Annotated in this window: 24 protein-coding genes and 3 pseudogenes; 14 read left to right on the top strand and 13 right to left on the bottom strand. The window is 71.0% G+C overall.

What is annotated here, in order from left to right; all coding sequences use genetic code 11:
• Positions 1–34 precede the first annotated feature (34 nt).
• Both ACIBL4_RS27950 and ACIBL4_RS27945 read left to right on the top strand, forming a co-directional pair.
• Positions 35–1,765, top strand: coding sequence for an amidohydrolase family protein (locus ACIBL4_RS27950; RefSeq protein WP_399414555.1), 1,731 nt, complete (start codon positions 35–37; stop codon positions 1,763–1,765).
• On the top strand, positions 1,762–3,213 hold the full coding sequence (locus tag ACIBL4_RS27945) for an aldehyde dehydrogenase family protein (RefSeq protein ID WP_399414554.1): 1,452 nt from the start codon (positions 1,762–1,764) through the stop codon (positions 3,211–3,213). Before ACIBL4_RS27950 ends, ACIBL4_RS27945 begins: the two co-directional genes overlap by 4 nt.
• Positions 3,214–3,234: 21 nt before the next feature.
• Here ACIBL4_RS27945 and ACIBL4_RS27940 read toward each other — a convergent pair whose 3' ends face one another.
• Entirely contained in the window at positions 3,235–3,627 is a 393-nt protein-coding gene (locus ACIBL4_RS27940) for a nitroreductase/quinone reductase family protein (RefSeq protein ID WP_399414553.1), read from the bottom strand.
• Positions 3,628–3,724: 97 nt separating this feature from the next.
• Here ACIBL4_RS27940 and ACIBL4_RS27935 point away from each other — a divergent pair, with 97 nt between their 5' ends.
• A complete protein-coding gene (locus tag ACIBL4_RS27935; protein ID WP_399414552.1) occupies positions 3,725–4,537 on the top strand; it encodes an endonuclease/exonuclease/phosphatase family protein in 813 nt (270 codons plus the stop codon).
• Here ACIBL4_RS27935 and ACIBL4_RS27930 read toward each other — a convergent pair.
• From ACIBL4_RS27930 to ACIBL4_RS27915, 4 genes and pseudogenes are all read right to left on the bottom strand, one after another.
• Positions 4,507–4,695 carry a DUF397 domain-containing protein gene (locus ACIBL4_RS27930; RefSeq protein WP_399414551.1) on the bottom strand — a complete coding sequence of 63 codons (189 nt, stop codon included), beginning with the start codon at positions 4,693–4,695 and terminating at the stop codon, positions 4,507–4,509. The two genes, ACIBL4_RS27935 and ACIBL4_RS27930, sit on opposite strands and share 31 nt — an antisense overlap.
• A gap of 11 nt (positions 4,696–4,706) precedes the next feature.
• A pseudogene (locus ACIBL4_RS27925) lies at positions 4,707–5,171 on the bottom strand (DUF5753 domain-containing protein); the annotation flags it as partial.
• A gap of 26 nt (positions 5,172–5,197) precedes the next feature.
• A pseudogene (locus ACIBL4_RS27920) lies at positions 5,198–6,640 on the bottom strand (CehA/McbA family metallohydrolase); the annotation flags it as partial.
• A 12-nt stretch (positions 6,641–6,652) separates the two neighbouring features.
• On the bottom strand, positions 6,653–7,897 hold the full coding sequence (locus tag ACIBL4_RS27915) for an RNA-guided endonuclease InsQ/TnpB family protein (protein ID WP_399414590.1): 1,245 nt from the start codon (positions 7,895–7,897) through the stop codon (positions 6,653–6,655).
• Between the two features lie 106 nt (positions 7,898–8,003).
• Here ACIBL4_RS27915 and ACIBL4_RS27910 point away from each other — a divergent pair, with 106 nt between their 5' ends.
• From ACIBL4_RS27910 to ACIBL4_RS27895, 4 genes are all read left to right on the top strand, one after another.
• On the top strand, positions 8,004–8,240 hold the full coding sequence (locus tag ACIBL4_RS27910; RefSeq protein WP_399414550.1) for a transposase: 237 nt from the start codon (positions 8,004–8,006) through the stop codon (positions 8,238–8,240).
• Between the two features lie 95 nt (positions 8,241–8,335).
• Positions 8,336–9,190, top strand: coding sequence for an LLM class F420-dependent oxidoreductase (locus ACIBL4_RS27905; RefSeq protein ID WP_399414548.1), 855 nt, complete (start codon positions 8,336–8,338; stop codon positions 9,188–9,190).
• 52 nt (positions 9,191–9,242) lie between these two features.
• A complete protein-coding gene (locus tag ACIBL4_RS27900) occupies positions 9,243–9,452 on the top strand; it encodes a hypothetical protein (protein ID WP_399414547.1) in 210 nt (69 codons plus the stop codon).
• Positions 9,453–9,495: 43 nt separating this feature from the next.
• Complete coding sequence (locus tag ACIBL4_RS27895; protein ID WP_399414546.1) at positions 9,496–12,081, top strand: bifunctional FO biosynthesis protein CofGH; 2,586 nt, start codon at positions 9,496–9,498, stop codon at positions 12,079–12,081.
• Between the two features lie 15 nt (positions 12,082–12,096).
• Here ACIBL4_RS27895 and ACIBL4_RS27890 read toward each other — a convergent pair whose 3' ends face one another.
• A complete protein-coding gene (locus tag ACIBL4_RS27890; RefSeq protein WP_399414545.1) occupies positions 12,097–13,509 on the bottom strand; it encodes a hypothetical protein in 1,413 nt (470 codons plus the stop codon).
• 36 nt (positions 13,510–13,545) lie between these two features.
• Positions 13,546–13,998 carry a GtrA family protein gene (locus tag ACIBL4_RS27885; RefSeq protein ID WP_399414544.1) on the bottom strand — a complete coding sequence of 151 codons (453 nt, stop codon included), beginning with the start codon at positions 13,996–13,998 and terminating at the stop codon, positions 13,546–13,548.
• A gap of 147 nt (positions 13,999–14,145) precedes the next feature.
• Here ACIBL4_RS27885 and ACIBL4_RS27880 point away from each other — a divergent pair, with 147 nt between their 5' ends.
• Both ACIBL4_RS27880 and ACIBL4_RS27875 read left to right on the top strand, forming a co-directional pair.
• Complete coding sequence (locus ACIBL4_RS27880) at positions 14,146–15,144, top strand: glycosyltransferase family 2 protein (protein ID WP_399414588.1); 999 nt, start codon at positions 14,146–14,148, stop codon at positions 15,142–15,144.
• An 83-nt stretch (positions 15,145–15,227) separates the two neighbouring features.
• Positions 15,228–15,788, top strand: coding sequence for a hypothetical protein (locus tag ACIBL4_RS27875; RefSeq protein ID WP_399414543.1), 561 nt, complete (start codon positions 15,228–15,230; stop codon positions 15,786–15,788).
• A gap of 1 nt (position 15,789) precedes the next feature.
• Here the strand turns inward: ACIBL4_RS27875 and ACIBL4_RS27870 are convergent, their stop codons facing one another.
• A complete protein-coding gene (locus ACIBL4_RS27870) occupies positions 15,790–16,293 on the bottom strand; it encodes a DUF2165 domain-containing protein (protein ID WP_399414542.1) in 504 nt (167 codons plus the stop codon).
• 84 nt (positions 16,294–16,377) lie between these two features.
• Between ACIBL4_RS27870 and ACIBL4_RS27865 the strand changes: the two genes are divergently transcribed.
• Together ACIBL4_RS27865 and ACIBL4_RS27860 are read left to right on the top strand one after the other, a co-directional pair.
• Entirely contained in the window at positions 16,378–18,885 is a 2,508-nt protein-coding gene (locus tag ACIBL4_RS27865) for a tetratricopeptide repeat protein (RefSeq protein ID WP_399414541.1), read from the top strand.
• Between the two features lie 271 nt (positions 18,886–19,156).
• Positions 19,157–19,294 carry a hypothetical protein gene (locus ACIBL4_RS27860; RefSeq protein WP_351409813.1) on the top strand — a complete coding sequence of 46 codons (138 nt, stop codon included), beginning with the start codon at positions 19,157–19,159 and terminating at the stop codon, positions 19,292–19,294.
• Positions 19,295–19,297: 3 nt separating this feature from the next.
• On the opposite strand, the gene ACIBL4_RS27855 is transcribed toward ACIBL4_RS27860, so the two are convergent.
• Positions 19,298–19,492 carry a DUF397 domain-containing protein gene (locus ACIBL4_RS27855; protein ID WP_399414540.1) on the bottom strand — a complete coding sequence of 65 codons (195 nt, stop codon included), beginning with the start codon at positions 19,490–19,492 and terminating at the stop codon, positions 19,298–19,300.
• Complete coding sequence (locus tag ACIBL4_RS27850) at positions 19,489–20,301, bottom strand: helix-turn-helix domain-containing protein (RefSeq protein WP_399414539.1); 813 nt, start codon at positions 20,299–20,301, stop codon at positions 19,489–19,491. Before ACIBL4_RS27850 ends, ACIBL4_RS27855 begins: the two co-directional genes overlap by 4 nt.
• 113 nt (positions 20,302–20,414) lie before the next feature.
• Between ACIBL4_RS27850 and ACIBL4_RS27845 the strand changes: the two are divergent.
• Both ACIBL4_RS27845 and ACIBL4_RS27840 read left to right on the top strand, forming a co-directional pair.
• Positions 20,415–20,774, top strand: a pseudogene (locus ACIBL4_RS27845) (ATP-binding protein); the annotation flags it as partial.
• 360 nt (positions 20,775–21,134) lie between these two features.
• Positions 21,135–21,476, top strand: coding sequence for a hypothetical protein (locus ACIBL4_RS27840; RefSeq protein ID WP_399414538.1), 342 nt, complete (start codon positions 21,135–21,137; stop codon positions 21,474–21,476).
• 68 nt (positions 21,477–21,544) lie between these two features.
• Here ACIBL4_RS27840 and ACIBL4_RS27835 read toward each other — a convergent pair whose 3' ends face one another.
• Positions 21,545–22,360, bottom strand: a complete 816-nt coding sequence (locus ACIBL4_RS27835; RefSeq protein WP_399414537.1) for an alpha/beta fold hydrolase — start codon at positions 22,358–22,360, stop codon at positions 21,545–21,547.
• A gap of 48 nt (positions 22,361–22,408) precedes the next feature.
• The gene (locus ACIBL4_RS27830; protein WP_399414536.1) at positions 22,409–23,074 is read right to left on the bottom strand and encodes a DUF4097 family beta strand repeat-containing protein; all 666 of its coding nucleotides are present in this window, start codon (positions 23,072–23,074) and stop codon (positions 22,409–22,411) included.
• A gap of 259 nt (positions 23,075–23,333) precedes the next feature.
• Between ACIBL4_RS27830 and ACIBL4_RS27825 the strand changes: the two genes are divergently transcribed.
• A complete protein-coding gene (locus tag ACIBL4_RS27825; RefSeq protein ID WP_399414587.1) occupies positions 23,334–24,449 on the top strand; it encodes an ADP-ribosylglycohydrolase family protein in 1,116 nt (371 codons plus the stop codon).
• Positions 24,450–24,880: 431 nt separating this feature from the next.
• Here the strand turns inward: ACIBL4_RS27825 and ACIBL4_RS27820 are convergent, their stop codons facing one another.
• Positions 24,881–26,452, bottom strand: coding sequence for a sodium:solute symporter family protein (locus tag ACIBL4_RS27820; RefSeq protein WP_399414535.1), 1,572 nt, complete (start codon positions 26,450–26,452; stop codon positions 24,881–24,883).
• Positions 26,453–26,500: the final 48 nt, after the last annotated feature.

Raw genomic sequence — 26,500 nt, 5'->3', positions numbered from 1 at the left:
TCTAGGGCAACGGTCTCAAGGGAGTTGACTGCTCATGCTCGATCACGTCATCAAAGGTGTGACCGTCGTGGACGGGACAGGCGACCCGGCCTACACCGCCGACGTCGGCATCCTGAGCGGGCGTATCGCCGTCATCGGTGAGGTCACTCAAGAAGCGCGCACAAGCGAGGACGCCACCGGCCTCGTCCTCACCCCCGGCTTCGTCGACCCCCACACCCACTACGACGCCCAGCTCTTCTGGGATCCGTACGCCACGCCCTCCCTCAACCACGGGGTCACCACCGTCGCCGGCGGGAACTGCGGGTTCACCCTCGCGCCGTTGCACCCGGACCGGCCCGAGGACGCCGACTACACGCGGCGGATGATGTCGAAGGTCGAGGGCATGTCGCTGGTGGCGCTGGAGGAGGGGGCGCCCTGGAGCTGGCATTCCTTCGGGGAGTACCTGGACGCCTTGGAGGGGCGGATCGCCGTCAACGCCGGGTTCATGGTGGGGCACTGTGCGCTGCGCCGGTACGTGATGGGGCCGCAGGCCGTCGGCGGGCAGCCGACCGGGGAACAACTGGCGTCGATGGTGCGGCTGTTGCGGCAGTCCATGGACGCCGGGGCCTGGGGGCTGTCCACCACCCAGTCGACCAGCCACTCCGACGGCGACGGGAAGCCGGTCGCCTCCCGGCACGCCGGGCCGGCCGAGCTGCTGGCGCTGTCGCGGGCCGTCGGGGAGCACGAGGGCACGCAGATCGAGGCGATCGTCGCGGGCTGTCTGGATCAGTTCAGCGACGCGGAGATCGACCTGTTCGTGGAGATGAGCGCGGCGGCCGGGCGGCCGCTGAACTGGAACGTCCTGACCATCGACGCGGCCGTGCCCGAGCGGGTGCCCCGGCAGCTCCTGGCGAGCGAGCAGGCGCGCAAGGCGGGCGGCCGGGTCGTGGCGCTGACCATGCCGATCCTCACGCCGATGAACATGTCCCTGGGCACGTTCTGCGCGCTGAACCTCATCCCCGGGTGGGGACCGGTTCTCGGGCTGCCCGTGCCCGAGCGGATCGAGAAGCTGCGCGACCCGGACGTACGGGACGAGATGCTGCGGCGCGCCCGGTCCAAGGAGGCGGGCGTCTTCCGGCGGCTGGCGAACTTCGGGCGGTACGTCATCGGCGACACCTACAGCGAGGCGAACGCCGGGCTGACCGGGCGCGTGGTCGAGGACATCGCCGAGGAGCGCGGGCAGGAGCCCTTCGCGTGCCTGGTGGAGATCTGCGCCAATGACGAACTGCGCACGGTGCTGTGGCCGATGCCGCCCGACAACGACCCGGCGTCCTGGGCGCTGCGGGCTCAGACCTGGCAGCACGAGGACGTGTTGCTCGGCGGGTCCGACGCGGGCGCTCATCTGGACCGGATGTGCGGGGCGCCGTACACGACGCGGTTCCTCGGGGACTGTCTGCGCGGCCGGAAGCTGGTCGGTCTGGAGCGGGCCGTGAAGATGCTGACCGACGACCCGGCCCGGCTCTTCGGCCTGCGGGAGCGCGGGCAGGTGCGGGAGGGCTGGCACGCCGACCTCGTCCTGTTCGACCCGGAGCGGATCGACGCGGGCCCGGCCACCCTGGTGCACGACCTGCCGGGCGACAGCCCGCGGCTGGACTCCAGGGCGCTGGGCGTGCGGGCCGTGTGGGTCAACGGGGTCGAGGCGATCCGGGACGACGTGGTGACAGGCGCCGTGCCGGGCCGGGTGCTGCGGTCCGGCCGGGACACGGAGACGGTGAGCACGAGGTGACGGCACGGCAGTCACTCTTCGTCGGCGGCTCCTGGGTGGAGCCGGACGGCGGGCACTACGAGGTGATCGACCCGGCGACCGAGCAGACCGTCGGGTGGGCGCCGGAGGCCTCGCGGGATCAGGTGCACGCGGCCTGCGCCGCGGCCCGCGAGGCCTTCGGGCCGTGGTCGGCCACGCCCGCGGAGGAGCGGGCCGCGGTCCTGGCCCGCGCCGCGGACATCATCCGGGACCGTCTCGTGCCGTACGCCGAGCTGGCCCGGGCCGAGACCGGTGCGACCACCGGCACCGCACGCGGCATGCAGGTCGGGGTCGCCGCCGCCCGCTTTAGGCGCTACGCGCGCGTGGAGCCCGCCGAGTGGGCGATCCCGCCGCAGATCAACGAGGCCGGGCCGATGGGGCGGGCGGGCGTCATGGGCGCACTCGCCGTCCGCCAGCCCGTCGGCGTCGTCACGTGCATCACCTCGTACAACAACCCCTGGGCCAACCCGGCCGGCAAGATCGCCCCCGCCCTCGCGATGGGCAACACGGTCGTGGTGAAGCCTGCACCGCAGGATCCCCTGTCGGTCTACCGCATGGCGGAGGCCCTGGAGGCGGCGGGAGCGCCGCCGGGGGTGGTGAACGTCGTCAGCGGTGCGCGTACCGAGGTCGGTGAGGCGGCCGTGGACTCACCGGACGTCGACATGGTCAGCTTCACCGGCTCCACGGCGGTCGGGCAGCGCATCGCCGAGGTGTGCGGGCGCGGCATGAGACGGCAGTTGATGGAGCTGGGCGGAAAGGGCGCGGCGATCGTCCTCGACGACGCCGACCTCGGCTCGGCGGTCGCCGGCATCGGTACGACGTTCTCCTTCTACAGCGGCCAGATCTGCACGGCACCGACGCGGGTGCTGGCGCAGCGGGGCATCTACGACCGCCTGGTCGAGCAACTGGCCGCGTACACCCGCCGCTTGAAGGTGGGCGACCCCCGCGAGCCGGACACGGTGGTCGGTCCGGTGATCTCGGCGGCGCACCGGGACCGGGTGGAGTCGTACGTCGAACTCGGCCGCAAGGAAGGCGCCACGGTCGTCACGGGCGGCGACCGCCCGGCCCTGCCGGCCGGCTTCTATGTCACCCCGACCCTCCTCGCCGACTGCACCAACGACATGTGCGTGGCCCGCGAGGAGATCTTCGGCCCGGTGGTGGTCGTCATTCCCTTCGACGACGAGGAGGAAGGCGTGGCCCTGGCCAACGACACCGACTACGGCCTCATCGACTACGTCTGGTCGGGCGATGTGGCCAGGGCCTTCCGCGTGGCCCGGCGTCTGCGGGCCGGCGGTGTCGGCGTCAACACCGTGGGCCGCAACATGGAGGCCCCGTTCGGCGGCTTCAAGAAGAGCGGTGTCGGCAGGGACGTCGGCTCGTACGCCCTGCACGCGTACAGCGAGGTGCAGGCGATCGTGTGGCCGGGGTGAGGCCCGCGCGCCAGTAGGTGGTCAGTCCGTCAGATCCACCCGCACCGTCAGCAGATCCGTCCCGAACGCCCGCACCCCCAGCCCGTTGACCTTCGGCAGCCGCCGCAGCCGCGCCACCGGGTCGTCGTCCGGCAGCAGATGCGCGACCCCTGTGTGCCACCGTCCCCGGATCCGCACCCGTACCCGCGGATCGGCCTTGATGTTGCGGACGTACTGCGACCGTTCACCGAACTCCGACACCAGCCAGAAGGAGTCACCGACGCGGCGACCCCCCACCGGGGTGCGCCGGGGCAGGCCCGAGACGCGGCCCTTCGTCTCCAGGACGGACTGGAGCGGAAGGCGCCGCACGATCGGGTTGACGCGGCGCTGGAAGGACGTGGCGGCCCGGAACTTGAGGTCTGCGAGACGGGACATCGTCGGGCATCTCCTTCGCACGAAGCTCTCACCGTCTCTGCAACGGTTCCTGCTTCAATGATCCCTGACGCGGCGGGACGAGAGCGGGTGGCTGCGGATGCGGATCGTGACGTGGAACCTGTGGTGGCGCTTCGGGCCCTGGCAGGCGCGGCAGAAGGCGATTCTCACGGCTCTTCGGGAACTGCGCCCCGACGTCGTCGGCCTCCAGGAGGTGTGGGCCGCCGACGGCGAGAACCTCGCCGAGTGGCTGGCCACCGAGCTGGGCCTGCACTGCGCCTGGGCTCCCTCGCCCACCCCGGAGCGCTGGCGACGGCGGATCGGGGACCCCACGGTGGACATAGGCAACGCCGTGCTCAGCAGATGGCCGGTCGTGGACCGGGACGTGCTGCCGCTGCCCGCCCCGGTAGACACGGACGACGGCCGGCTGGCCCTGTACGCCCGCCTGGCCGGCCCCGACCACGAAGTTCCCTTCTTCACCACCCACTTCGCCTCCGCCCCGGACGCCTCCGCGGTCCGCTGCGGCCAGGTCGCCGCGCTCGCCGGGTTCGTCGCCCGGCACCGCGGCGGCACACCGTTCCCGCCCGTCGTCACCGGCGACCTCAACGCCTGGCCCGACTCCGACGAGGTCCGCCTGCTCGGCGGCTACAAGACCGCCCCGGCCGTGCCCCGCCAGGTCCTCCTCGACGCCTGGGAGTACGCAGACCCGGCCGCCCCCTCCGCCACCTGGGACGCGGCCAACCCGTACGTGGCGCCGACCCATGAGCCGAGCGTGCGCATCGACTACATCCACGTGGGCCCGCCCGGCCCCGGCGGACTCGGCCGCGTACGGGACGTCCGGCGGGCGTGCGACGGCCCGGTGGACGGGGTGTGGCCCTCGGATCACGCGGCGGTCGTGGCCGACCTGGCGTAGGAGAGCAGGGCGCGGAATGCGGTGTGGCTGGTGCTGATGATGACGTGGGGCGGGTCGGGGCGGTCGGTTATGCGGACGGAGTCGGGGCTGACGGATATGTGGACGCAGGCATCGCCTTCCTGGCAGTAGGACGACTTCTGCCAGCGGTGCGTGGGCATACCGGCTCCTTTTACAGATTCTGGGCGATGGCGTGGATCAGGTCCCGGGACTTCTCGGGGCTGAGCGCGGCGGCCTCGACGACGTCCAAGAGCCGTCGGTACCTCTCCAAATGTGCCTCGGCGTCGAGCAGTACGGCACCGTGAAACTGGTCCAGTTGTACGGTGTCCAGCTCCGGTACGGGACCGCATAGGTAGTTGATGGACTGGCCTGATCCCGGGAACGCCCCGACGTCGAAGGGAAGTACCCGAAGGGTGATGTGGTCCCGCTCGCTCATGTCGATCAGATGCTTGAGCTGCTCACGGGCCACCCGTCGGCCACCGACCCGCATGTGCAGGGCGGCTTCGTGGATGACGGTGCTGTACGGATTCGGGTTCTCCCGGAACACCACGTCCTGGCGTTTGATGCGGTGCGAGACGCGGTGCTCCACCTCCGGCGGAGTGGGAGTCGGGATCGCCTGACCGAAGATCTCCCGGGCGGGCTACACCCGGTCCACACCCGATCTCACTGACGCCCGAGAAAGATCGGGTTGGTGAACGCCGCCAGCGCCCCCGGCACCGGCCCCGCCGCCGCCTCGTGCCGCAGTTCCGCCCGTACGTACGCCGCGTACGACGGGGTCGTACGCCACTCGACGGCACCCGAGCCGGACACCGGCAGCGGGGCGCTCGTGTGCAGGACGCCCTGGTCGGTGACGAAGCGGACCGTGCAGCGCGGGGCGCCCGTGACCTCCAGGCGGACGGTGACCGGGGTGTCGCGGTCCACCCGCAACCGCTCGCCGATGCCCGCGTGTGCGCCGCGCCCGCCGGACGCCCGGAACGACAGGTCGACCTTGGCGGACTCGGCGACGTACGACCGTCCCGCCCGGATGCCCTCCTGGATGGCCTGCCGGGTCAGGTCGTCGGCCAGGACGACCGTCTGGGGGTGCCCGACGGCGTCCGGGTCGCGGTGGGCGTCGCTGCTGCCCATCGCCGGGATCCAGTCGCGCCCGTCCCGCACCGACGCCACCAGCATGCTGTCCCAGTCGGCGAGGGTCACCTCGTCGTCGGGCGTGTAGGGGCCGTTCCACACCTCGACCGCGTCCGCCTCGCCGAAGCCGAACTTCCAGTTGCAGCCGACGCACGTGGCGTGCGGGTGGGCCGGGACGACCAGGCCTCCGGCGCGGCGGATCCGGCCGGCGAAACGGCCGAAGCGGTTGTCGCGGGCCCGGTAGCGCCAGTCGACGAAGGTGCCCGGGTCGGTGCCGAGCGCCACCACGTGGCCGTTGCGCGTGGTGACCTCCTCGCCCAGCATGACCAGCAGGTCGTCCCCGGCCACGTCCGACCAATGGGCGTGCGCCGAGTGGGTGTTGTGCTCGGAGGAGTTGATGAAGTCCAGCCCCGCCGCCCGCGCCAGCGCCCCGATCTCCGCGGGAGTGCGGCGGCCGTCGGAGTACCAGGAGTGCAGGTGGCAGTCGCCCCGGTACCAGGCACGGCCCCGGCCCCTGGCCCGGTCCGGCGGGTACACCGGCCGGACGGTCTCACCCGGCTCGCCGTACGTCAGCGTGATCGTGATCTCGTACGACAGGCCCTGCGGGGCGACCGTGTACGGGCCGAGCGCGATGTGCCAGGTGCCCTCGTCCACCGGGCCCGGGATGTATCCGGGCGTCGCCTCGTCCGCGCGGATGAAGAACTCCGTGCGCGCCCCGCCCGACCAGCCCCTGAAGCCCCGGCCGCCGAGCTCGGTGCCGCGGTCGTCGAAGATGCCGATGTCGAGGGCGTTGCCGGTCGTGCCGGCCGGGACGGACGGGCGGTCGTAGGTGTAGGCGACCTTGAGCTCCCGGACACCGGCCGGGACCTCGACGGGCACGTACACGAAGTCGGGGGAGCCGGGCGGCAGGGTGCCGCGCACGGTTCTGGTCTGCCGGTCCCCGTTGGCCGATGAAGCGAAGCTCACGCTTCCCAAGTTGACGTACTCCCTGGCCTAAAGTCCAGGGATTCCGGCCAGAGTCAGCTGACTCTTCCGGGGGCTTCCTGCTTCACCGCGCTGTGCGGGCACGTGTGCCCGTCTTGCCGGCGCTCCACAGGCGTTTAGTGTCTCCGCCCGCCCGGCGGCGACGATACGACGTCCTTCGACCAGGACGTTGCGGGCTGCGTTGTGATCGCGGTCATGCACGGTGCCGCACGCGCCGCACATCCACTGACGGACGTGGAGCGGCTTGGGGCCGTCCCGGAATCCGCAGACTGAGCAGACCTGAGAGGACGGGAAAGCACGGTCCACCTTGGCAAAGGTGCGGCCGTGTTTTACCGCCTTGTACTCCAGCATGCCGACGAACGCCGACCATCCCGCGTCGTGCACGGACTTGGCGAGCCGAGTGCGGCCGAGACCGGACACCGCGAGGTCTTCCACATACACCGCTTGGTTGTCGCGAATGATCTCTGTTGATGCCTTGTGGTGCCAGTCCCGGCGCCGGTCCGCCACCTTGGCGTGCTGGCGCGCGAGCTTCAGACGGGCCTTGGCCCGGTTCTTCGATCCCTTGGCCTTGCGGGACAGCTCCCTCCCAAGGCGCTTGAGTTTCTTTTCCGCCCGGCGCAGGAAACGCGGAGCGCTGATCTTCGTGCCGCCGGACAGGACGGCGAAGACAGACAGGCCGAGGTCGATACCGGTTTCGGTCTCGGCCTCGGGGAGGATGTCGGGCTCGGTGTCCACGACGAAGCTGAGAAAGTACCGGCCGGAACTGTCCTTGGTGACGGTCAAAGACGTCGGCGCGGCCGGAAGCCGGCGCGACCACCGGACCTTGAGGTTGCCGACCTTGGCCAAGTACACCGTGCCGTCATTCTTTAGGGAGAAGGCGTTGGTGGTGAGGCGGATCGACTGCCGCGTGTCCTTCTTCGACTTGTACCGGGGCGGCCCGACCTTGCGGCCCTGCCGCTTGCCCCGCAGGCTGTCGAAGAAGTTCTTGTAGGCGGTGTCCAGGTCCCGCAGGGACTGTTGCAGGACGACCGCTGACACGTCGGCGAGCCAGGCGCGTTCCTCGGTGCGCTTGGCCTGCGTGATGTGCAGCCGGGACAGCTCCGCCGACTTCACATACGGCAGCCCCGCCGCGTGCGCTTCCCTGCGGTGGCGCAGGCAGTCGTTCCACACCACGCGGGCACATCCGAACGCCTTGGCCAACGCGCGGCGCTGGGAGGCATCCGGATAGACCCGGTAGTTGTAACGGAGCTGCATGTCGATCACCGTATGGATGCTTCGTGGCCGCTCGCAGTGAAAGATCACATCTAACCGGAATTGCACACGATGTGGGCAATTGCGTTCGAGTCGACGCTTGCGCCAGGTGGGCGAGGACTTCGATGCGGTGCAGAAGCCGCTCATTGACGATCGCGATCACGTACACCTGCCGGTCCGCCACCCGCGGGAGGCCGTCGTCTCCAAGCTGGTCAGCAGCCTCAACGGCGTCTTCGCTCGCCGAATGGAGCAGGAGTTCACCGCCGGGACCAACGGAGGCGGTCATGTAGGGGCACCTGTGGCCGCCTTCGTGAACGCCGGGGCTTTCTGGGGGAACCCCGGTTAAGCGCGGCGGCCTCCCGTCAGCCCGCCGGGTGAGCTGCCGTGAAATGCCGACCGGTCGGTATGGACAGTCGGGTTCCCCCCAGGTACAGATAGCTCATGCGCATCGCCGTGACGATCTTCCTCACCGACGAGACGATCACCCCGACCCGGCTCGCACGCGAGCTGGAAGACCGTGGTTTCGCCGGGCTGTATCTGCCCGAGCACACGCACATCCCCGTCGAGCGGACCACCCCGTACCCGGCGGGCGGCGAGCTGCCGCGCGAGTACGGCCGAACGCTCGACCCCTTCGTGGCGCTCGGCCAGGCCGCCGCCGTCACCGAGCGGCTCGGGCTCGGCACGGGCATCACGCTCGTCGCCCAGCACGACCCGATCGACTTGGCCAAGCAGGTCGCGACCGTCGACCACCTGTCGGGGGGCCGGTTCACGCTCGGGGTCGGCTTCGGCTGGAACGTCGAGGAGGCCGCCGACCACGGCGTGACGTGGCGCACCCGGCGCGAGCTGGTCCGGGACCGGATGGCGCTGATGCGGGCGCTGTGGTCACCGGAACCCGTCGCGTACGAGGGGGAGTTCGGCAGTATCCGGGCCAGTGAGGCGTACCCAAAGCCCGTCCGGAAGCCGCGCGGCCCGGTCGTCGGCCCGCGCACGCTCCTCGGCGGGGCGGCGGGGCCGAAGCTGTTCGCCCACATCTGCGAGTACGGCGACGGCTGGCTGCCCATCGGCGGGCGCGGTCTGGCCGGGTCCCTGCCGCTGCTGCGCGCCGCGTGGACCGACGCGGGCCGCGACCCCGAGGCCCTGCACGTGGTCCCGTACGCCGTTCACCCCACCCCGGGCAAGCTCGCGCACTACGCGGACCTGGGCATCGAGGAGGTCGTGGCGCAACTGCCGCCGGCGGGGGAGGCGGAGGTGCTGAGGGCACTCGACGGGCTCACGCGATATCTTCCAGGTACCTGACAACTTGCCGAGCTGACCACTCGGCCCTGACACAGGGGGAGAGCACGGCGTCATGAGGCTTGCCTGGTTATCGTGGCTCGCGCGGCATTTCACCGAATACGGCTACAGCCAGGGGCTGTTGCGGGCCGGGATCGGCACGACGGCCGTGCTCGTGACCGCCGCGCTGGTCTGGTTCGGCCTGCAGCACCGCAACAGGCCCTTCGCCGTGGCCCTCAGCGGTCTCGTGTCCGCCCTGGGCATCGGATGGCTGGCCTTCCACTGACGGGGTCCGGCCGAGCTGATCAGCGCGATCGTATGCTCGAAGGATGACGACTTCCGCGACCCCCGGAACCGGCCCCACCGAGAACTCCATGCGTCGCGCCCTGAAACGGGCCAGGGACGGCGTCTCCCTCGACGTCGCCGAGGCGGCCATCCTGCTCCAGGCCCGGGGTGCGCACCTGGAGGACCTGGCGGCCTCGGCGGCCAGGGTGCGGGACGCGGGGCTCGAGGCGGCCGGCCGGCCCGGCGTCATCACGTACTCCAAGAGCGTCTTCATCCCGCTGACCCGGCTGTGCCGGGACAAGTGCCATTACTGCACGTTCGTCACCGTCCCCGGCAAGCTGCGCCGGGACGGCCACGGAATGTTCATGTCCCCCGACGAGGTGCTGGACATCGCCCGCAAGGGCGCGGCCCTGGGCTGCAAGGAAGCCCTCATCACCCTCGGCGACAAGCCCGAGGACCGCTGGCCGGAGGCGCGCGAGTGGCTCGACGCGCACGGCTACGACGACACCATCGCCTACGTCCGAGCCATCTCCATCCGCATCCTGGAGGAGACGGGCCTGCTGCCCCATCTGAACCCGGGCGTCATGTCCTGGACCGACTTCCAGCGGCTCAAGCCCGTCGCGCCCAGCATGGGCATGATGCTGGAGACGACCGCGACCCGCCTCTGGTCGGAGCCGGGCGGCCCCCACTACGGCTCCCCCGACAAGGAACCGGCTGTCCGTCTGCGCGTCCTGGAGGACGCGGGCCGCTCCTCCGTGCCCTTCACCTCCGGGCTGCTCATAGGCATCGGGGAGACCCACGAGGAGCGCGCCGAGTCGCTGTTCGCGCTGCGGAAGGTCTCCCGGGCCTACCACGGCGTCCAGGAGCTGATCATCCAGAACTTCCGCGCCAAGCCGGACACCGCGATGCGCGGCATGCCCGACGCGGAACTGGACGAACTGGTCGCCACGGTGGCCGTCGCCCGCCTCCTCATGGGCCCGAGCGGCTGCATCCAGGCCCCGCCCAACCTCGTCGACGACGAGTACGAGCGGCTGATCGGCGCCGGCATCGACGACTGGGGCGGGGTGTCCCCGCTGACCATCGACCACGTCAACCCCGAGCGGCCCTGGCCGCAGATCGAGCAGCTCGCCGAGAAGTCCCGGGCCGCCGGGTTCGAGCTGCGCGAACGGCTCTGCGTGTACCCGGAGTTCGTCAGGCGCGGCGAGCCCTGGCTGGACCCGCGGCTGCGCCCGCACGTGGCCGCGCTGGCCGACCCGGAGACCGGCCTCGCCCGCCCGGAGGCCCTCCCCGAGGGCCTGCCGTGGCAGGAGCCGGAGGAGGTCTTCGTCGCGTCAGGCCGCACGGACCTGCACTCCTCGATCGACAGCGAGGGCCGCAGCAGCGACCGCCGGGACGATTTCGACGAGGTGTACGGCGACTGGGGCGCCCTGCGCGAGGCGGCCGCCCCGGGCATGGCACCGGAGCGCATCGACACCGACGTACGGCAGGCCCTGCGCACGGCGGCCGACGACCCCACGAAGCTCACCGACGACGAGGCACTGGCCCTGCTGCACGCGGACGGCCCGGCCCTGGACGCCCTCGCCCGGGTCGCCGACGACGTACGGAAGTCGGCCGTCGGTGACGACGTCACCTACATCGTCACCCGCAACATCAACTTCACCAACGTCTGCTACACGGGCTGCCGGTTCTGCGCCTTCGCCCAGCGCCGCACGGACGCCGACGCCTACACCCTGTCCCTGGACCAGGTCGCCGACCGGGCCCAGCAGGCCTGGGACGTCGGCGCGGTGGAGGTCTGCATGCAGGGCGGCATCCACCCGGACCTGCCCGGCACGGCGTACTTCGATATCGCGCGGGCCGTGAAGGAACGCGTCCCCGGCATGCATGTGCACGCCTTCTCGCCGATGGAGGTCGTCAACGGCGCGACCCGCACCGGCATGTCCGTCCGGGAGTGGCTGACGTCGGCCAAGGAGGCCGGCCTGGACACCATCCCGGGCACGGCCGCGGAGATCCTCGACGACGAGGTCCGCTGGATCCTGACCAAGGGCAAGCTGCCCGCGGCGGACTGGATCGACGTCGTGACGACGGCTCACGAGCTGGGCATCCGGTCGTCCTCGACGATGATGTACGGGCATGTCGACCAGCCCCGGCACTGGCTCGGCCACCTGCGCACCCTCGCCGGCATCCAGCAGCGCACCGGCGGCTTCACCGAGTTCGTGACGCTGCCGTTCGTGCACACCAACGCGCCCGTGTACCTGGCGGGCATCGCCCGGCCCGGCCCGACCATGCGGGACAACCGCGCGGTGACGGCCATGGCCCGGCTGCTGCTGCACCCGTACATCCCCAACATCCAGACCAGCTGGGTGAAGCTGGGCACCGAGGGCGCGGCCGAGATGCTCCGCTCGGGCGCCAACGACCTCGGCGGGACGCTCATGGAGGAGACCATCTCCCGCATGGCCGGCTCCTCCTACGGCTCGTACAAGTCGGTCAAGGACCTCATCGCGGTGGCCGACGCCGCGGGCCGCCCGGCGAAGCCCCGGAACACCCTGTACGGGGAGGTCCCGCAGGAGCGGCAGCGGGCGGCACAGGCGTCGGATGGGCGTCTGCCGGAGCTGCTGCCGGTGCTGGACTGAGCCACCGGCCAGGACCTACCGACCCCCGGCGTCCGTCGGCTGCTGTGCCGTCACGGCACGGTCGGGCGCGGCGCCGGGGGTCTTCGGCGGTGGGAGAGCCGTGCCCCGGCCCAGCCAGAGCAGGAGCAGGCCGAGCGTGCAGGCGATCGCCGGCCAGTAGACGTAGCGGAAGTCCGTCGCGGGCATGATCGGCAGATAGCCGAGGATGTAGGCCGCCGAGCTGATGCCCAGCGCCCGGACCGGCATCGAGAACCGGCCCTTGCCCGGGCGGATGGCGAGCACCAGCGCGACGGCGAGCCAGAACCATCCGCGGAACAGCCACCGCACGTCCGTCACCATGCCGTTGACGTACGTGCCGAGCATGTCCTCCAGCCGGGGATGCGCCACCTCGATGCCCATGTCGTTGCGGCTGATCCCCGCTTTGTACGGATCGTCGGTCTCGAACAGCAGAGTCGTGAAGAGCCGCAGCCGGTACTGGAGATAGTCCGGCACATGCCCGCTCATCTCGCGCAGCCACAGGGACGTGATCTCCCCCGAGTCCCCGCGCAGCCCGTCCGCGGGGCGTTCGTAGCAGGCCCAGTAGGCGTCCGACAGGGCCCCGACGCGCTCGCACTCCTGCGCGGACGCCACGAGCCGGTCCCTGAGCGCGGGGGGTACGTCCGCCGTCCGGAGCTCGTCCGCCTTCAGTACGTGGACCAGGTCGTCGATCATGATCTGTGCGGCCTGTTTCGTGCCGAGAGGCCGCGCGAACAGGGAGATGGCGGCGGTCGGTACGACCAGGGCGGCCAGGAGTGCCGCCGTGCACGTCACCCACGTACGGCGTCCGGGAGCGCGCCACAGGGCGAGGACCAGCATGACGAAGACGGGCAGCGCGGCGAAGAAGGCGTTCTTGCGCACCAGCATGGCGTACGCGAGGAACAGCACGCCCAGGCAGAGCAGCCCCCACCGCACGGCGGGACGAGGAGGCCGGTGGTTCCGCAGCCGCAGCCCGGTGAGCGCGACCGCGCACGCGGCGAGCAGTGCGACCGCCGCGTGGACGTCCTTCCACACCACCCCGACGAACGTCAGCACGAAGGGAGCCAGACCGAGGCCGAGTACGGCGAGCGAACCGCCGCGGCTCGCGGTCAGGTCCCAGACGCACCAGGCCAGCACCCAGAGCGCTCCCCAGAAGAGAACGGCCTGGAGGACGAGCATGGACGCGATGGAGCCGGTCACCGCGATGAGGGCACGCCACACCAGGCTCAGCACGGGCGGGTGCCAGTCGGTCAGGGGCGTCTTCCCCTCGGCCTGCCGGAGCTGGTCGAGGCTGTCGGGACTCAGGTAGCCGGGGGTGAACACGAGGATCGTGCCCAGGCAACAGACCGCGGCGACGGCGGCCAGCCCCCAGACCCAGCGCTGCGCACGCGGCAGCCACGGCATTTGTCCCATATGCCGGATGCTAGCGGGTGGCTGGTTGCCCACGGCTCAGGGTGCGACGAAGACGTAGCGCCGGTAGGTGTAGAAGCGGAACAGCGTCGCGAGCACCCAGCCGAGGATGCGGGCGGTGTTGTCGCTGAGCGCCGAGTCGAGCCCGAGCAACTGCCGGGACGCGAAGACCGTGCCGGCGGTGATGGCGAGTCCGACGCCGTTCGCGACGAGGAACAGGACCAGTTCGCGGGAGACCTGCTCGCGGTGCCGGTGGCGGTAGGTCCAGTAGCGGTTCCCGGCCCAGCTGAACAGCGCGGCCGCACTCGTCGCGACGACGGACGCCTGGACGGGAGAGCTCCCCATCGGCCCGCCCGGAGCGCCGCCGGGCAGGCCGAAGACCAGCAGGTTGTAGCCGCCGTTGTCCACGACGAAGGCCAGCGCCCCGACGACGGAGAACTTCGCGGCCTCACGCCAGACATCCCGGACGGCATCACGGACGGAACGTGTCATAGAGGTGAGAACCGGCACGAAGCGAGAGTAGCCACCCGGCGCGCCCTCACCTCATGGACGCGCTTATACCGCATGATTTCCCTCATATGTGACTATTCGACACCGGCTCGGATGCTCGGATTCGGGTGCTCGGACGAGGAGTGGGGAGTGGTCGTGGAACCGACGATCGCGTGTGTCGTGCCGTGCCACAACGAGGAGGCGGCCGTCGGCAAGGTGGTCCGCGACCTGCGCGCGGCCCTCCCCGAGGCCGTCGTCTACGTCTACGACAACGCCTCCACCGACCGCACCGTGGAGGTCGCCCGCGCGGCGGGCGCGATCGTCCGGCAGGAATCCCGCAAGGGCAAGGGCAACGTCATTCGCCGCGCTTTCGCCGACGTCGACGCCGACGCCCTGCTCATCATCGACGGCGACGACACCTACGACTCCTCGCGCGCCCGGGACATGGTGGACCTGCTCTTCGAAGGGCCCTACGACCAGGTCGTCGGCGCCCGCCGGGTGACGGACGACGGTGCCTACCGGACCGGGCACGCGGTCGGCAACAAGGTGCTCACCGGGGCCGTGCGGTCCCTGTTCGGCAACGACGTGACCGACATGCTCAGCGGCTACCGGGTCTTCTCGCGCCGCTTCGTGAAGTCCTTCCCGGCGCTGGCCCGGGAGTTCGAGACCGAGACCGAGATGACGATCCACGCCCTCCACCTGCGCCTTCCCACGGCGGAGGTGGTCGTGAACTACCGGGTCCGGCCCGCCGGCGGCGAGAGCAAGCTGCGCACCTACCGGGACGGCTGGCGCATCCTGCGGGTCATCCTCGACCTGGCCCGCCGGGAGCGCCCCTCCCTCGTCCACACCGTGATCGCCGGCGTCCTGGCCCTGATCTCGGTCGTCCTCGGCATCCCCGTCATCGCCGACTTCGTCCGCACGGGCACGGTGCCCCGTGTCCCCACGGCGATCCTCGCCGCCGCGATCATGACCATCGCCGCGCTCGTCCTGCTCGTGGGCTACATCCTCGAGTCGCTCACCCACATGCGGCAGGAGCAGACCCGGCTCGTGCACCTCTCCTACCCGGCCCCCGTCCGCACCCCGCTCTACACCGCCCACGGAGCCGGCACCGGCCCGGTGCCCGTCCGGAAGACCGTCGACGGACCCTGAGCCGCCTGGGGAGCGACGGGCTCGCAGTACGATGATCGGAACCCCCGTTCCGCGGGGTCCCGTGACTGAGGAGATGCGTGCCCGTGCCTGCCCGACTTCCCTCGTGGGCCTGGGTGACCGGGCTGACCGTGGGAGCGATAGCCGCGGTGACGGTCCTGGCCGTGCAGGCGGACCAGGGCCCTCAGCCCGCCGCCACCTCGGCCAAGCCGAGCGCCTCGGCGTCGGCGGGCGCGCAGCCCACCCCGACCGCGTCCGCCCCGGCCAGGGTGCCCGACGGCTCCGGCACCGGCCGCCGCATCGTCTACTCCCTCGGCGAGAAGCGGGTGTGGCTGGTCGACGCGAGCGAGGCGACCCGCCGTACGTTCACCGTGTGGCCCGGCACGGTCAGCCCCGACCCGGGCACCTACACGGTGTCGTCCCGCACCGAGGCCACGACCGGCTCGGACGGCGTCCGGATCGAGCACATCATGTACTTCGCCGCGAAGTCCGGCGTCTCCGTCGCGTTCTCCAACGCGGTCGACGGCGCCTCGCCGCCGCCCGCCGACTCCGGCGCCAAGACGGGCGGGGTCAGGATGCGGAAGGCGGACGGCACGGCACTGTGGGCGTTCGGCACGGTCGGCACGACGGTGACCGTGGTCAGGTAGTTCAGTCCGCCTGCTTGGACGGCAGGTGGTTGACGATCAGCACGAGCCCGCTGAACAGGAACACCCGGGTGGCGGCGTCCAGCCCGTTCCAGCTCTTCGACTGCCACATCGAGAACCACTCGCCGCCGATCGCGATGAACCCGGCCCCGAACAGCAGCAGCACCATCAGCAGCCCGTAGGTGGACATCCGCCGCGCCTGCTGCTGGTCCCGTCTGGCCCACAGCCAGGTCCCGTATATGAGGACGAGCGCCGAGACGGTCTCCCAGACGATGATCAGGACGTAGGCGGTGTCCTGAAGTCCCGTACTGGTGACGGCCCGCCACATCAGGTCCTCGTCCTTGAACGTGGTGTCCATGGCGAGAACATGGCGGACGAACTGCTGGTTGGTGCCGAAGTCGGTGATGTTCCCGAACGCGACCAGCGCCATGTAGAGCGCGACGGATGCGGTGAGCAGGGCGGCGGCCAGAGGCAGCGCGCCGCGGCGTGAGGTTGGGGAGGTGGCCATGGCGATCATTCTTCCCGAGTCTGGGTGGCCGACGCGACACAATGACGGCGGAAGCCGGACGGGCGAGGCGAGGGGGACGTACGGATGGCGCAGGCCAGGCCTTCGATGCAGGACCTGATACGGCAGCGGACCCGGGCCGGTTTCGTCGGCCGGGCCGCTGAACGGGCTCTGTTCCGCGCGAACTTCGGCACTCCTCCGCAGGACGAACGCCACCGCTTCCGCTTCCACGTCCACGGCAACGCGGGTGTCGGAAAGACCTTCCTCCTGCGGGAGTTGGAGCAGATCGCCCGCGAACGGGGCGCGTTGACCGCGTACGTGGACGACAGCGCCGGCAGCGTGCCGGAGGTGATGGCGGAGATCAGCCGCCAGTTCACCGCGCAGGGCCGCCGGTTGAAGGAACTCGACCGCATGCTCGCCGCCCACGACGAACGCAGGCACGAGGCCGAACTGGCCGCGCTCGCCGCCCTGGACGCGCGGGCGGAGGACGCGGGCCCCTCGGCGGGCGGCAGGATCGTGGCCCGGGCCGGGACGGTCGCGCTGGGGATGGTCCCGGTGGTCGGCCCCCTCGCGGGCATGCTCGACTCCGAGGAACTCGCGGGCTCAGTGGACCGGTTCCGGGAGAGTGTGCTGGCCCGCTTCCGCGACCACGAGGACGTGCGGCTGGTCCTCGCCCCGGAGCAGGTGCTCACACCGGTGCTCCTGCGCGAGCTCACGGAGGCCGCCGCCTCGGCTCCCTGGATCGCCCTCTTCCTCGACACGTACGAGCGGACGGCCCCCTACCTGGACCACTGGCTGCACCAGACGATGGTCACCGACCGCTACGGCGCCATGCCGGCCACGACCGTCGTGGTCACGGCGGGCCAGCGCCCCCTGGACACGGCCCTGTGGGGCGGCCTGACGGACTTCGTGACGGACGTCGCGCTGTCCCCCTTCACCGAGACGGAGACACGCGGCCTGCTCGCCGGCAAGGGCGTGACCGCCGAACCGGTCGTCGAGGAGGTGCTGCGCCTCACCGGCGGCCTCCCCGTCCTGGTCTCCACCCTCGCCGAATCCCGCCCCGCCGACCCGGACGACGTGGGCGACCCGAGCGCCACGGCGGTGGAACGCTTCCTGAGGTGGGAGCGGGACCCGGCACGACGGGCGGCCGCACTGGCCTGCGCGCTGCCGAGATGGCTGGACGCGGACGTGTTCCGGGCGGTCACCGACTGCCCCCAGGACCAACTGGAGCCGCTCTACGCCTGGTTGCGGGGCATGCCGTTCGTCGGCGAGCGCGGCGGGGGACGCCTGCGCTACCACGACGTCGTACGGGCACCGATGCTGCGCGCGCAGCGCAGCCGGTCGCCGCGCGGGTGGGCAGAACGGCAGCGGCACCTGGCGCGGACGTTCGGCGGCTGGCGCGAAGAGACCGAGGCCGGCGGGGCCGAGCCGTGGGCCGACGAGACGTGGCGGAACCTGCGCCTGGCCGAGGTGTACCACCTCCTGTGCGCCGGTGAGCGGGACGCGCTGCCGCAGGCGCTGCGGGACTTCGTCCACGCCTGCGAGGCCGGTGCGGGCGTGGCCGCGCAGTGGGCGCGTGTGCTGGTGGAGGCCGGGCAGGACGGGGACACGGCGGCGGTGGCCGAGTGGGGCACCGACCTGACGGCGGCCCTCGACGCGGAGGGGATCCTCGCCGCACTCGGCCTGCTCCTGCGCCGCGCGGTGCTCGACGCGCCCGCTCAGGCCCGGGCCCGGGTCGTTCGGGGTGACGAGCTGCGCGGCCGGGCCGCGTTCCCGCAGGCCCTCACGGAGTACGACCGGGCCGTCGCCCTGGATCCGGAACTGGCCGTCGCCTACCGTCACCGGGCCGGAATCCGCAGGGAGCTGGGCGACGACGACGCCGCGATCGCCGACCTGGACCGGGCCGTCGCGCTGGAGCCGCACAACTCCTGGTACGTCGCCCTGCGCGGCGAACACCACCGGCTCGCCCGGCACGACGCCGAAGCCGTCCGGGACCTGAGCGAAGCGATCCGCCTCGATGCGGCCAACGAGTTCGCCTGGGCGTCCCGGGGAGCCACGCACGAACGCCGCGGAGACCTGGACGCCGCCCTTCGCGACCTGGGCCGGGCCCTGGACCTCAAGCCGGACTACGCCTGGGCGCTCGCCCGCCGCGCCCGGGTCTGGCGCGCCCTGGGCGACCCCACACGCCAGTTGGCCGACCTCGACCACGCCCTCGCCCTGAGCCCCGACTGGCCCTGGGCCCGCTGCGAACGCGGCGACGCGCTACGCGCCCAGGGCCGCGACGAGGAGGCTGTCGCCGACTTCGACCGCGCCCTGTCCCTGGACCCCGCCTACGCCTCGGCCTACGCGAGCCGGGGCGCGTCTCTCGCCAACCTCGGCCGCCACGCGCAGGCCCTCGCCGACCTGGACCGGGCGGTGGAACTCCGGCCGGGGTACGTCTGGGCGTTGTGCCGCCGGGCGGTGCTGCACGCGCTCATGGGGCGGTTCGGCGAGGCACGGGCCGATGTGGAAAGAGTCCGCGAGCTGGACTCCGGGGCAGTGGAACGCTTTTCGGATACCGACCGTGCGGTACTCGGGTCCATCCTCGCCGAGTGAACGGCGTGCGAATTACCTGTGTGTGAATGTAATTCGACCGTGACGTATCGGGTGGCGGCGGGGTAATCTTCGAGCCAAGAGGCTTGTGGTCTGGTCGAGTTGTTTCTGGGAGGTGTGCGATGACGATGGTGCGGCGGCTGATCCCTGACGAACCCTGCCACCAGTCGGCACACTCACTCCCGGACCACTGCCGTTCCCGGTTCCAGCGCGCTTCCGCCTGACCGGCCCCCCTTTTTCACCCTCAACACCCCTGCATTCAAAGGAGGCATCGGTGTTCGACGAGCGCAAAGAAGCGGAAATGAGGCTCTACTCGGAGGCCCTGGCCCGGGAACTCGCTCTGAAGAAGGAGCGAGCGGAGGCCGAAGAGAACGACAACGCCGCTGAGGAAGCGGCCCCCGCCCAGGACTGAGACTCAGCGTCCCACCGCGAACTCCAGGAATTCGGACCAGGCACCGTCGGTAAATGCCAGGCGGGCGGCGTCCTTGTTCTTGGAGTCGCGAATGTGGACCGTGGAGTGGGGGGTGGGGGATATGGCGACCTCGACGCAATCGGCATCGTCGTTTCCGCTGTGGCTGCTCTTGAACCACTTCGGCGGGGTGGGTGTCATGTCTCTTCTCCCAGTACTTTTTCGATGAAGGTTCGTGACTCCCGGGGTGAGAGAGCCTGCGCTCGGATCATTCCATAGCGCATCTCCAGGACCTGGACGTCTCTTGGGTCGCTGATGACTCTGTCGTGCAACTGGCCCGCCGAGTGCCCCAGCGTCTTGCCGTCCCGAAGTTTCAGCACCCGAAACGGGCCCATCAAGCCCGCATGGTCCTCCCGGTCCGTCGGCATGACCTGGATCGAGACGTGTCTCAACTTGTCTACGTCCAACAGATGTTCGAGCTGGCGCCGCAGAACCATTCTGCCCCCGATGGGCCGCCGCAGTGTCGCCTCTTCCTGGACAAAGGTGAGGAGCGGCCGGGGCACCCTCTCGAAGACGGCCTTCCGGGCCATACGGGCGGCGACGAGTCGCTCGATCTCTTCCTCGGTGTAGGCCGGCCGCCGCATGGCGTACAAGGCGTGGGCGTACTCGGGTGTTTGGAGCAGGCCGTGAATGTGGAGGCTGGCGTAGGCGCCGAGCTCGACGGCGTCGTCCTCCAGTTTCGTCAGGTCCCGCACCTTCTTCGGATACCGAGCCTCCTCCACATCCTTCGTCATCGCCGAGATCTTGCCCCCGGCCCCGAGCACCTCGTCGGCCTTGTCCAGGAAGTCGGGCTTGGGAATCCGTCTCGCCCGCTCCACGGACGACACCATCTCCTCGCCGTACCCGATGGCCGAACCCAGCTCCGGCTGCGTCAACCCCGCGGCCTCGCGCCACATCTTGATCTGCCGCCCGACCGTCCTGAGCACGGCCGCCGCTTCCTCGTCCTCCACGCCTTCCCCTCCTGACGTACGAGCCGTACGACCCCGCCACGCGTCCGGACAGTCACCCTCCGTACCGGGGTCGTTGCTGTTCAGAGTAGGGAGGTGCGGCCACGCTGGGTGACATGAGCCGGAAATCCCCCGCCCACATCACCGCCCCCACCCGTCACTTCGCGGTGCAGTTGTCCGCTACTCGAAGAGGTGCTCGACTGGCCCGGCTGCTCACCGAGCGCCAACTCGACGACTGGGGCGTGCCCTACGAGGCTGCCGCGCAGATCGTGGCGGAGCTGGCGTCCAACGCCGTCCTGCATGGACGGGTCCGGGGAAGGGACTTCCGGCTGCGACTGACACTGCGGGCCGGTCACACTCTCCGTATCGAGGTCACCGATGCCCGGGGCGACCGGGTCCCGCGCCTCCCGGCCCCGGCGGAGCAGGACGCGGAGGGCGGACACGGCTTGCGTATCGTCCAGGCGTACGCGAACCGCTAGGGCGTGGTGGAGGCCCCGGCCCACGGCAAGACGGTGTGGGCAGAACTGGCCATGACACACAGGGACTTGTGCGATGCCGCCGATCTAGGGTGATCCCATGGATGTTGGGGCGGTCTTGATAGCCGTGGCCGGTGTGGCGGGCACGCTCGGGGGCGCGTTGCTCACCCAGCAGGGTGCCGAGAGGGCCAAGCGGCGCGAGCTGGAGATGACCCAGGCATCCAGGAGGCCCGCGAGAATCGGGAGCTGCGGCGGCGCTGTTATTCGGAACTGCACCGCGAGGCACGGCAGTTCTGCACGGCGCTGAGCCGCCATCTGTACATCCTGCGCGACCGTGCGCCCGGCGACGAGGACATACAGGTGCTGGAAGCCGCCAAGGACGCCCACCGGGATCGCTGGTCAGAGGCGCTGATGATCGCGCCTGACACGGTGATCGCCCCGGCCGGCGAGGTGAACGGCGCTCTTACCAGGGTCTACGGACAGGCCAAACGCCTGGAGCAGGGCAACCCACGCCCTGGCGAGAGCACGCGGTCGGCCGCCGAGGCGCAGCATGAGGTCTGGGCACTGATAGCTGCGATGAGGGAAGCGATGCGCCGCGATCTGGGCGTGACGGGAGACCCCGGAGTGCGGCTGCGTTCCTCCCAGGATGCCGACGCCCTGCTACGGGACTTCGCGGATCCGGGCGAGGACCCCGGTACGTGACACGTCCCGCGCGAGGCACTGGGGACCCTGCGCGGGACGGACGCGGTCGATCCGGACGGCGATGATGATCAGCGCTCCCCGTTGTGGAGGACGGCGACCTCGCGTACGGCCTCGGCGATGGCCCGGAAGTCCTTCTTCAGGAGCGCCCCGTGGTTGCTGGCGACCTTCGCGGCGATCCGGATGTTCGGGTACTGGGCCGTCACCGCGTCGAGGCCGGTGCGGATCCGTTCCTGCTCGTCGCCGCGGCTGCCGAAGGACGTCCCCGAGGCGATCACGTACCGCACCGGGACGGTGATGCCGCCCAGCACGGGACCCAGCTCCCGCTCCCGCGACAGCCTGCCGAGCTCGATGTTGCTCTCGGCCTGCTGCGCGGCCGTCATCCGCGGGGTCAGGCCCGTCGGGCGCAGCAGCGGCATGAACCAGCCCAGCCGCCGGAACAGCTTACGGATCCGCTGCTCCATGGCCTCGTCCAGCCAGTCGTACGGGAAGGCGCCGTCGACCAGGACCGCCCCCACGGCACGCTCCGGATTCCGGTGGGCCCAGTGCGCCGCGACGACCGCTCCGTAGGACCAGCCGACCACCAGCGCCCGGTCCACACCCCGGGCCGCGAGAACGGCGTCGACATCGCGGACGGCGGCCTCGAAGGAATAGTCCGCCGACCGCTTCGACTTGCCGCGGGCCCGCTCGTCGTAGGTGATGTGCCGCCACCCCGCCCCCAGTTCGGAGATGACCCGCCGCCAGTACCCCTGGGTGGCGAACTGGCCGTTGAGGTAGACCACCGGGATCCCGGGCCCGCCGGTGTCGGTGACGGCCAGGGCCGTGTCGTCGACCGGCACCATGCCGGTCCAGGTCGAACCGGTCGCGGACGTGCTGTTCTTCGTCATGTTTCCCCCTGGTGATGGGCTCGGCCGAACAGTTCTGGCGCTGTTGGTTCAGAGGCTGCGCGCGGTGATGTCGCCGTGCGAGGTGGTGGCGCGGATGTCGAGTGCGGTGCTGCCGTCGTTCTTGAGGGAGTTGCTGACACGGCCGTAGCCGGTGTCCGCGTCCAGGGCGGCCGAGACGCCGCCGGCGGCGGCGACCGAGATGTCACCGGACTGCGTGCGCAGCACGACCGTGCCGCCCAGGGCCTCGGCGATCCGGATGTCGCCCCTCGCGGTGCTGATCTCCGCGGGGCCGCCCAGCCGGCCCACCTCGACGTCGCCGTCGCTCGCGGTGAGCCGGACGCTCGCAGCCTCGTCGATCTTGATGCTGCGGTACGCGCCCTCGAAGACGATGTCGCCGAGCCGCCCGACGCCGCGCAGCTCGGCGCTGTCGGCCCTGGCCTCGACGCGGGAGCCCGCGGGCAGCCGGACCGTGACCTCCACGGCCCCGGAGGGGCCGAGGAGCCGGCCGGCGGTGGCCGAGGCCCTGATCCGCAGGACACCGTCGGCGTAGGTGACGGCGGCCTGCTCGGCGGCCTTGGTGTCCCGGCTCTTGGAAGCGTCGGCGGGCAGCACCTCGACGGTGGTGTCGGCACGGTCCGCGGCGATGAACTGGACACGTCCGGCGGGGATGTCAAGGACGGCGGTGACCGGGGCGGGAGTGGCGAACTTCTGCATCGTGATCTCCTCTGGGCTTGTCGTTTCCAACAATGGAAAAGCTACGTTGCGTTCTCAGAATCGGCAACACCTTCGTTGCGTATTTCCAGCATAGATGCAGGTCAGAGGTGCAGAATCGTTGCAACGAGTCAAATGGAAAGCAACAGCCCGAGAGGGTGCGTTGCAATGGATGGAAACTGAATGCACTGTGGGCGGCCCGCCGTCCCCGTTCGATTACAGTGCTGTCGTCGTACGTATGGACGGTCCCTGGGAGGTCAAGGTGGGTGCGACTGCCGGTGCCGTCTGGGGGCGTACGGAGCAGCAGGACTTTCGCAGCCGGGTGCGCGGCACGTTGCTCGGGCTGGCCGTCGGGGACGCGCTGGGCGCGCCCGTGGACGGGCTGGGCATCGACGGGATCAGGGAGGCGTACGGGGCGGAGGGGCTGGTCGATCTGGCCCCCGCCTACGGCAGACGCGGCGCCGTCACCCATCTCACCCAGCTCACCCTCTTCTCCGTGGACGGGCTGATCCGCGCCCAGGTGCGGCGGGACACCGGCGCCTGGCATCCGCCCACCGACCTGCACCGGGCCTACCTGCGCTGGGCCGCCACCCAGCGGGACTGGGGGCCCGACCTGCGGCGCAAGGACGACGGGTGGCTCGCGCGGGAGGAGTGGCTGTACGCGCGCAGGGACCCGAGCAAGGCGCTGCTCCTCGGGCTCGCCGACGCGACCATGGGGACGCCCGAGGCGCCCAAGAACCCCGGTGAGCTCGGGCCCGAGGCCGCCGCCCGGTCCGCCCCGTTCGGGCTGCTCGTGGGCTGGGAGCCGCAGCTCGTCGTCCAGCTCGCGGTGGAGTGCGCGGCGCAGACCCACGGTCATCCGACGGCGTATCTCGCGGCGGGTGCGTACGCCGTGATCGTGCACGCGCTCGCCCTCGGGGAGAGTCTCGACGGCGCCGTGCAGCGGGGCTTCGCGCTGCTGGCCGCCCGGCCCGGCCACCAGCCCGTGTCGGACGCGCTCCAGCACGCGCTGGGTGCCGTACGGCAGGGGCTGCCCGGGCCGGAGCGCGTGGCGGAGCTGTGCGGGGCCGGGACGGCGGAGAGCCTCGTCGCTGCCGCCGTGTACTGCGCCCTCGTCGCCGCCGACGTCCGGCACGGGCTGACCCTCGCCGTGAACCACGACGGCCCCTCCGCCGCCACCGGCGCGCTGACGGGCGCGCTGCTCGGCGCCCTGCACGGAGAGACGGCCCTCCCCCCGGCCTGGCTGGCCGAGCTGGAGGGCCGTCCCACGATGCTGGAGCTGGCCGACGACTTCGCCATGGAGATGACCCAGGGCCCGGCCCTGCACAGCCCGGCGGGCGCGTCCCCGGGCTGGCTCGCGCGGTATCCCCGGGCGTGAACCCGGGCTGCCCCCGGGCGTGAACCCGGGCTGCCCCCGGGCGTGAACCCGGGCCATCCCCGGGCGTGAACCGCAGGACGGCCCCCACCGGATGGCCCCCGCAGGACGGCCCAGATGCAGGACACCCCCCGGCTGGACGGCCCGCTCCGCAGGGCTACCGCGCTGCGCATCCTGCCGCCACGGCGCACGCTCCTGGTCGCGATGGAGGAGCGGACGGGACACTGGCGGCCACGGCCGTGCTGGACGCGCACGGCCGGCGCGTCCGCCGCACCCGCGCCGGCCGCCCGAGCGGTCCCCCTCGGGCGAGACGGCACAGCTCCGGCGGGTGTACGTGCGCCCCGGGAACCGGCGGCGGGGCCGCCGATCGATGGCCGCGCCGCAGGACGGCCGTCCCGCAGGACGGCCGCCCCTCCCGGTGTACCTACTCCGCGCTACTCCTTGCGCGCCGCCCCCACCACGCCGTCCGCCGCCCCGGCCGGCGTGGGGATCACGGCCGAGGCCGCCCCGTCGCCGTCCGTGTTGATCTTCTCGATGAGCGCCAGCCGCTCCGGGGTGTCCTCCGGCTTGATGTAGCCGACGAGGATGTAGAGGACCAGCGACACCGCCAGCGGGATCGACACCTGGTACTGCAGCGGCACGCCGCCCTCGACGTTCCAGTGGATCGGGTAGTTCACCAGCCAGAAGGCGAGCAGGCCCATCGACCAGCTGACGAGGGCCGCCGTCGGGCCGGAGCGGCGGAACGCCCGCAGCAGGCCCAGCATCATCGGGATCGCCATCGGGCCCATCAGACCGGCCACCCACTTGATGACGACCGTGATGATGTCCTTGAACGCGGGGGAGTTGACCTGGGTCGCCGCCGCCATGGACAGGCCGAGGAAGACGACCGTCGCGACCCGGGCGACCCGCAGCCCCTGGCTCTGGTTCCAGGCCCGGGCCCGTGCCCAGATCACCGGCGCGCAGTCCCGGGTGAACACGGCCGCGATGGCGTTGGCGTCCGAGGAGCACATGGCCATGGTGTGCGAGAAGAAGCCGACGATGACCAGGCCCAGCAGGCCGTGGGGGAGGAGCTGTTCGGTCATCAGGGCGTAGGAGTCGGAGCCGTCGGCCTTCTGCGACTCGACCAGCAGCGGGGACATCCACATGGGGAAGAACAGCACCAGCGGCCAGACCAGCCAGAGGATCGCCGAGAGGCGCGCCGACCGCTCGGCCTCCTTGGCGTTCGGGGTGGCCATGTAGCGCTGGGCCTGGTTGAGCATGCCGCCGTTGTACTCGAAGAGCTTGATGAAGAGGAAGGCGAGCAGGAAGACCGTGCCGTACGGGCCGACCAGCGGTTTCTCGTGGCCCTGGAGCTCGGGGGAGTCCCAGACGCCGAAGAAGCCGCCGTGGTCGTCGAGGCGTACGAAGACGGCGACGAACATCGCGACGCCGGCCAGCAACTGGATGACGAACTGGCCGAGTTCGGTCAGCGCGTCCGCCCACAGGCCGCCGATCGTGCAGTAGACCGCCGTGATGCCGCCGGTGATGAGGATGCCCTGGTTGAGGGAGATCCCCGTGAAGACGGACAGCAGCGTCGCGATCGCCGCCCACTTCGCGCCCACGTCCACGATCTTCAGCAGCATGCCGGACCAGGCCAGCGCCTGCTGCGTCTTCAGGTCGTACCGGTTCTTCAGGTACTCCAGCGGGGAGGCCACATGGAGCCGGGAGCGGAGCCGGTTGATGCGCGGGGCGAACAGCTTCGACCCGATGGCGATGCCGAGGGCGATCGGGAAGGACCAGGTGACGAAGGACGTGACGCCGTAGGTGTAGGCGATGCCCGCGTACCCGGTGAACATCACCGCGCTGTAGCCCGACATGTGGTGCGAGATGCCGGAGAGCCACCACGGCATCTTGCCGCCGGCGGTGAAGAAGTCGCTGACGTTGTCCACGCGTTTGTGCGACCAGACGCCGATCGCGACCATCACGGCGAAGTAGCCGATGAGCACGGCCCAGTCGAGACCGTTCATGAGTCCCCTTCCACGGTGCGCCGCCAGGGTCAGGCATGTGAACTCTGG

The sequence above is a fragment of the Streptomyces sp. NPDC050416 genome (assembly GCF_044458845.1).
In the GTDB taxonomy this organism is placed as follows: domain Bacteria; phylum Actinomycetota; class Actinomycetes; order Streptomycetales; family Streptomycetaceae; genus Streptomyces.
This window is presented reverse-complemented; position numbering and strand designations above follow the sequence as displayed.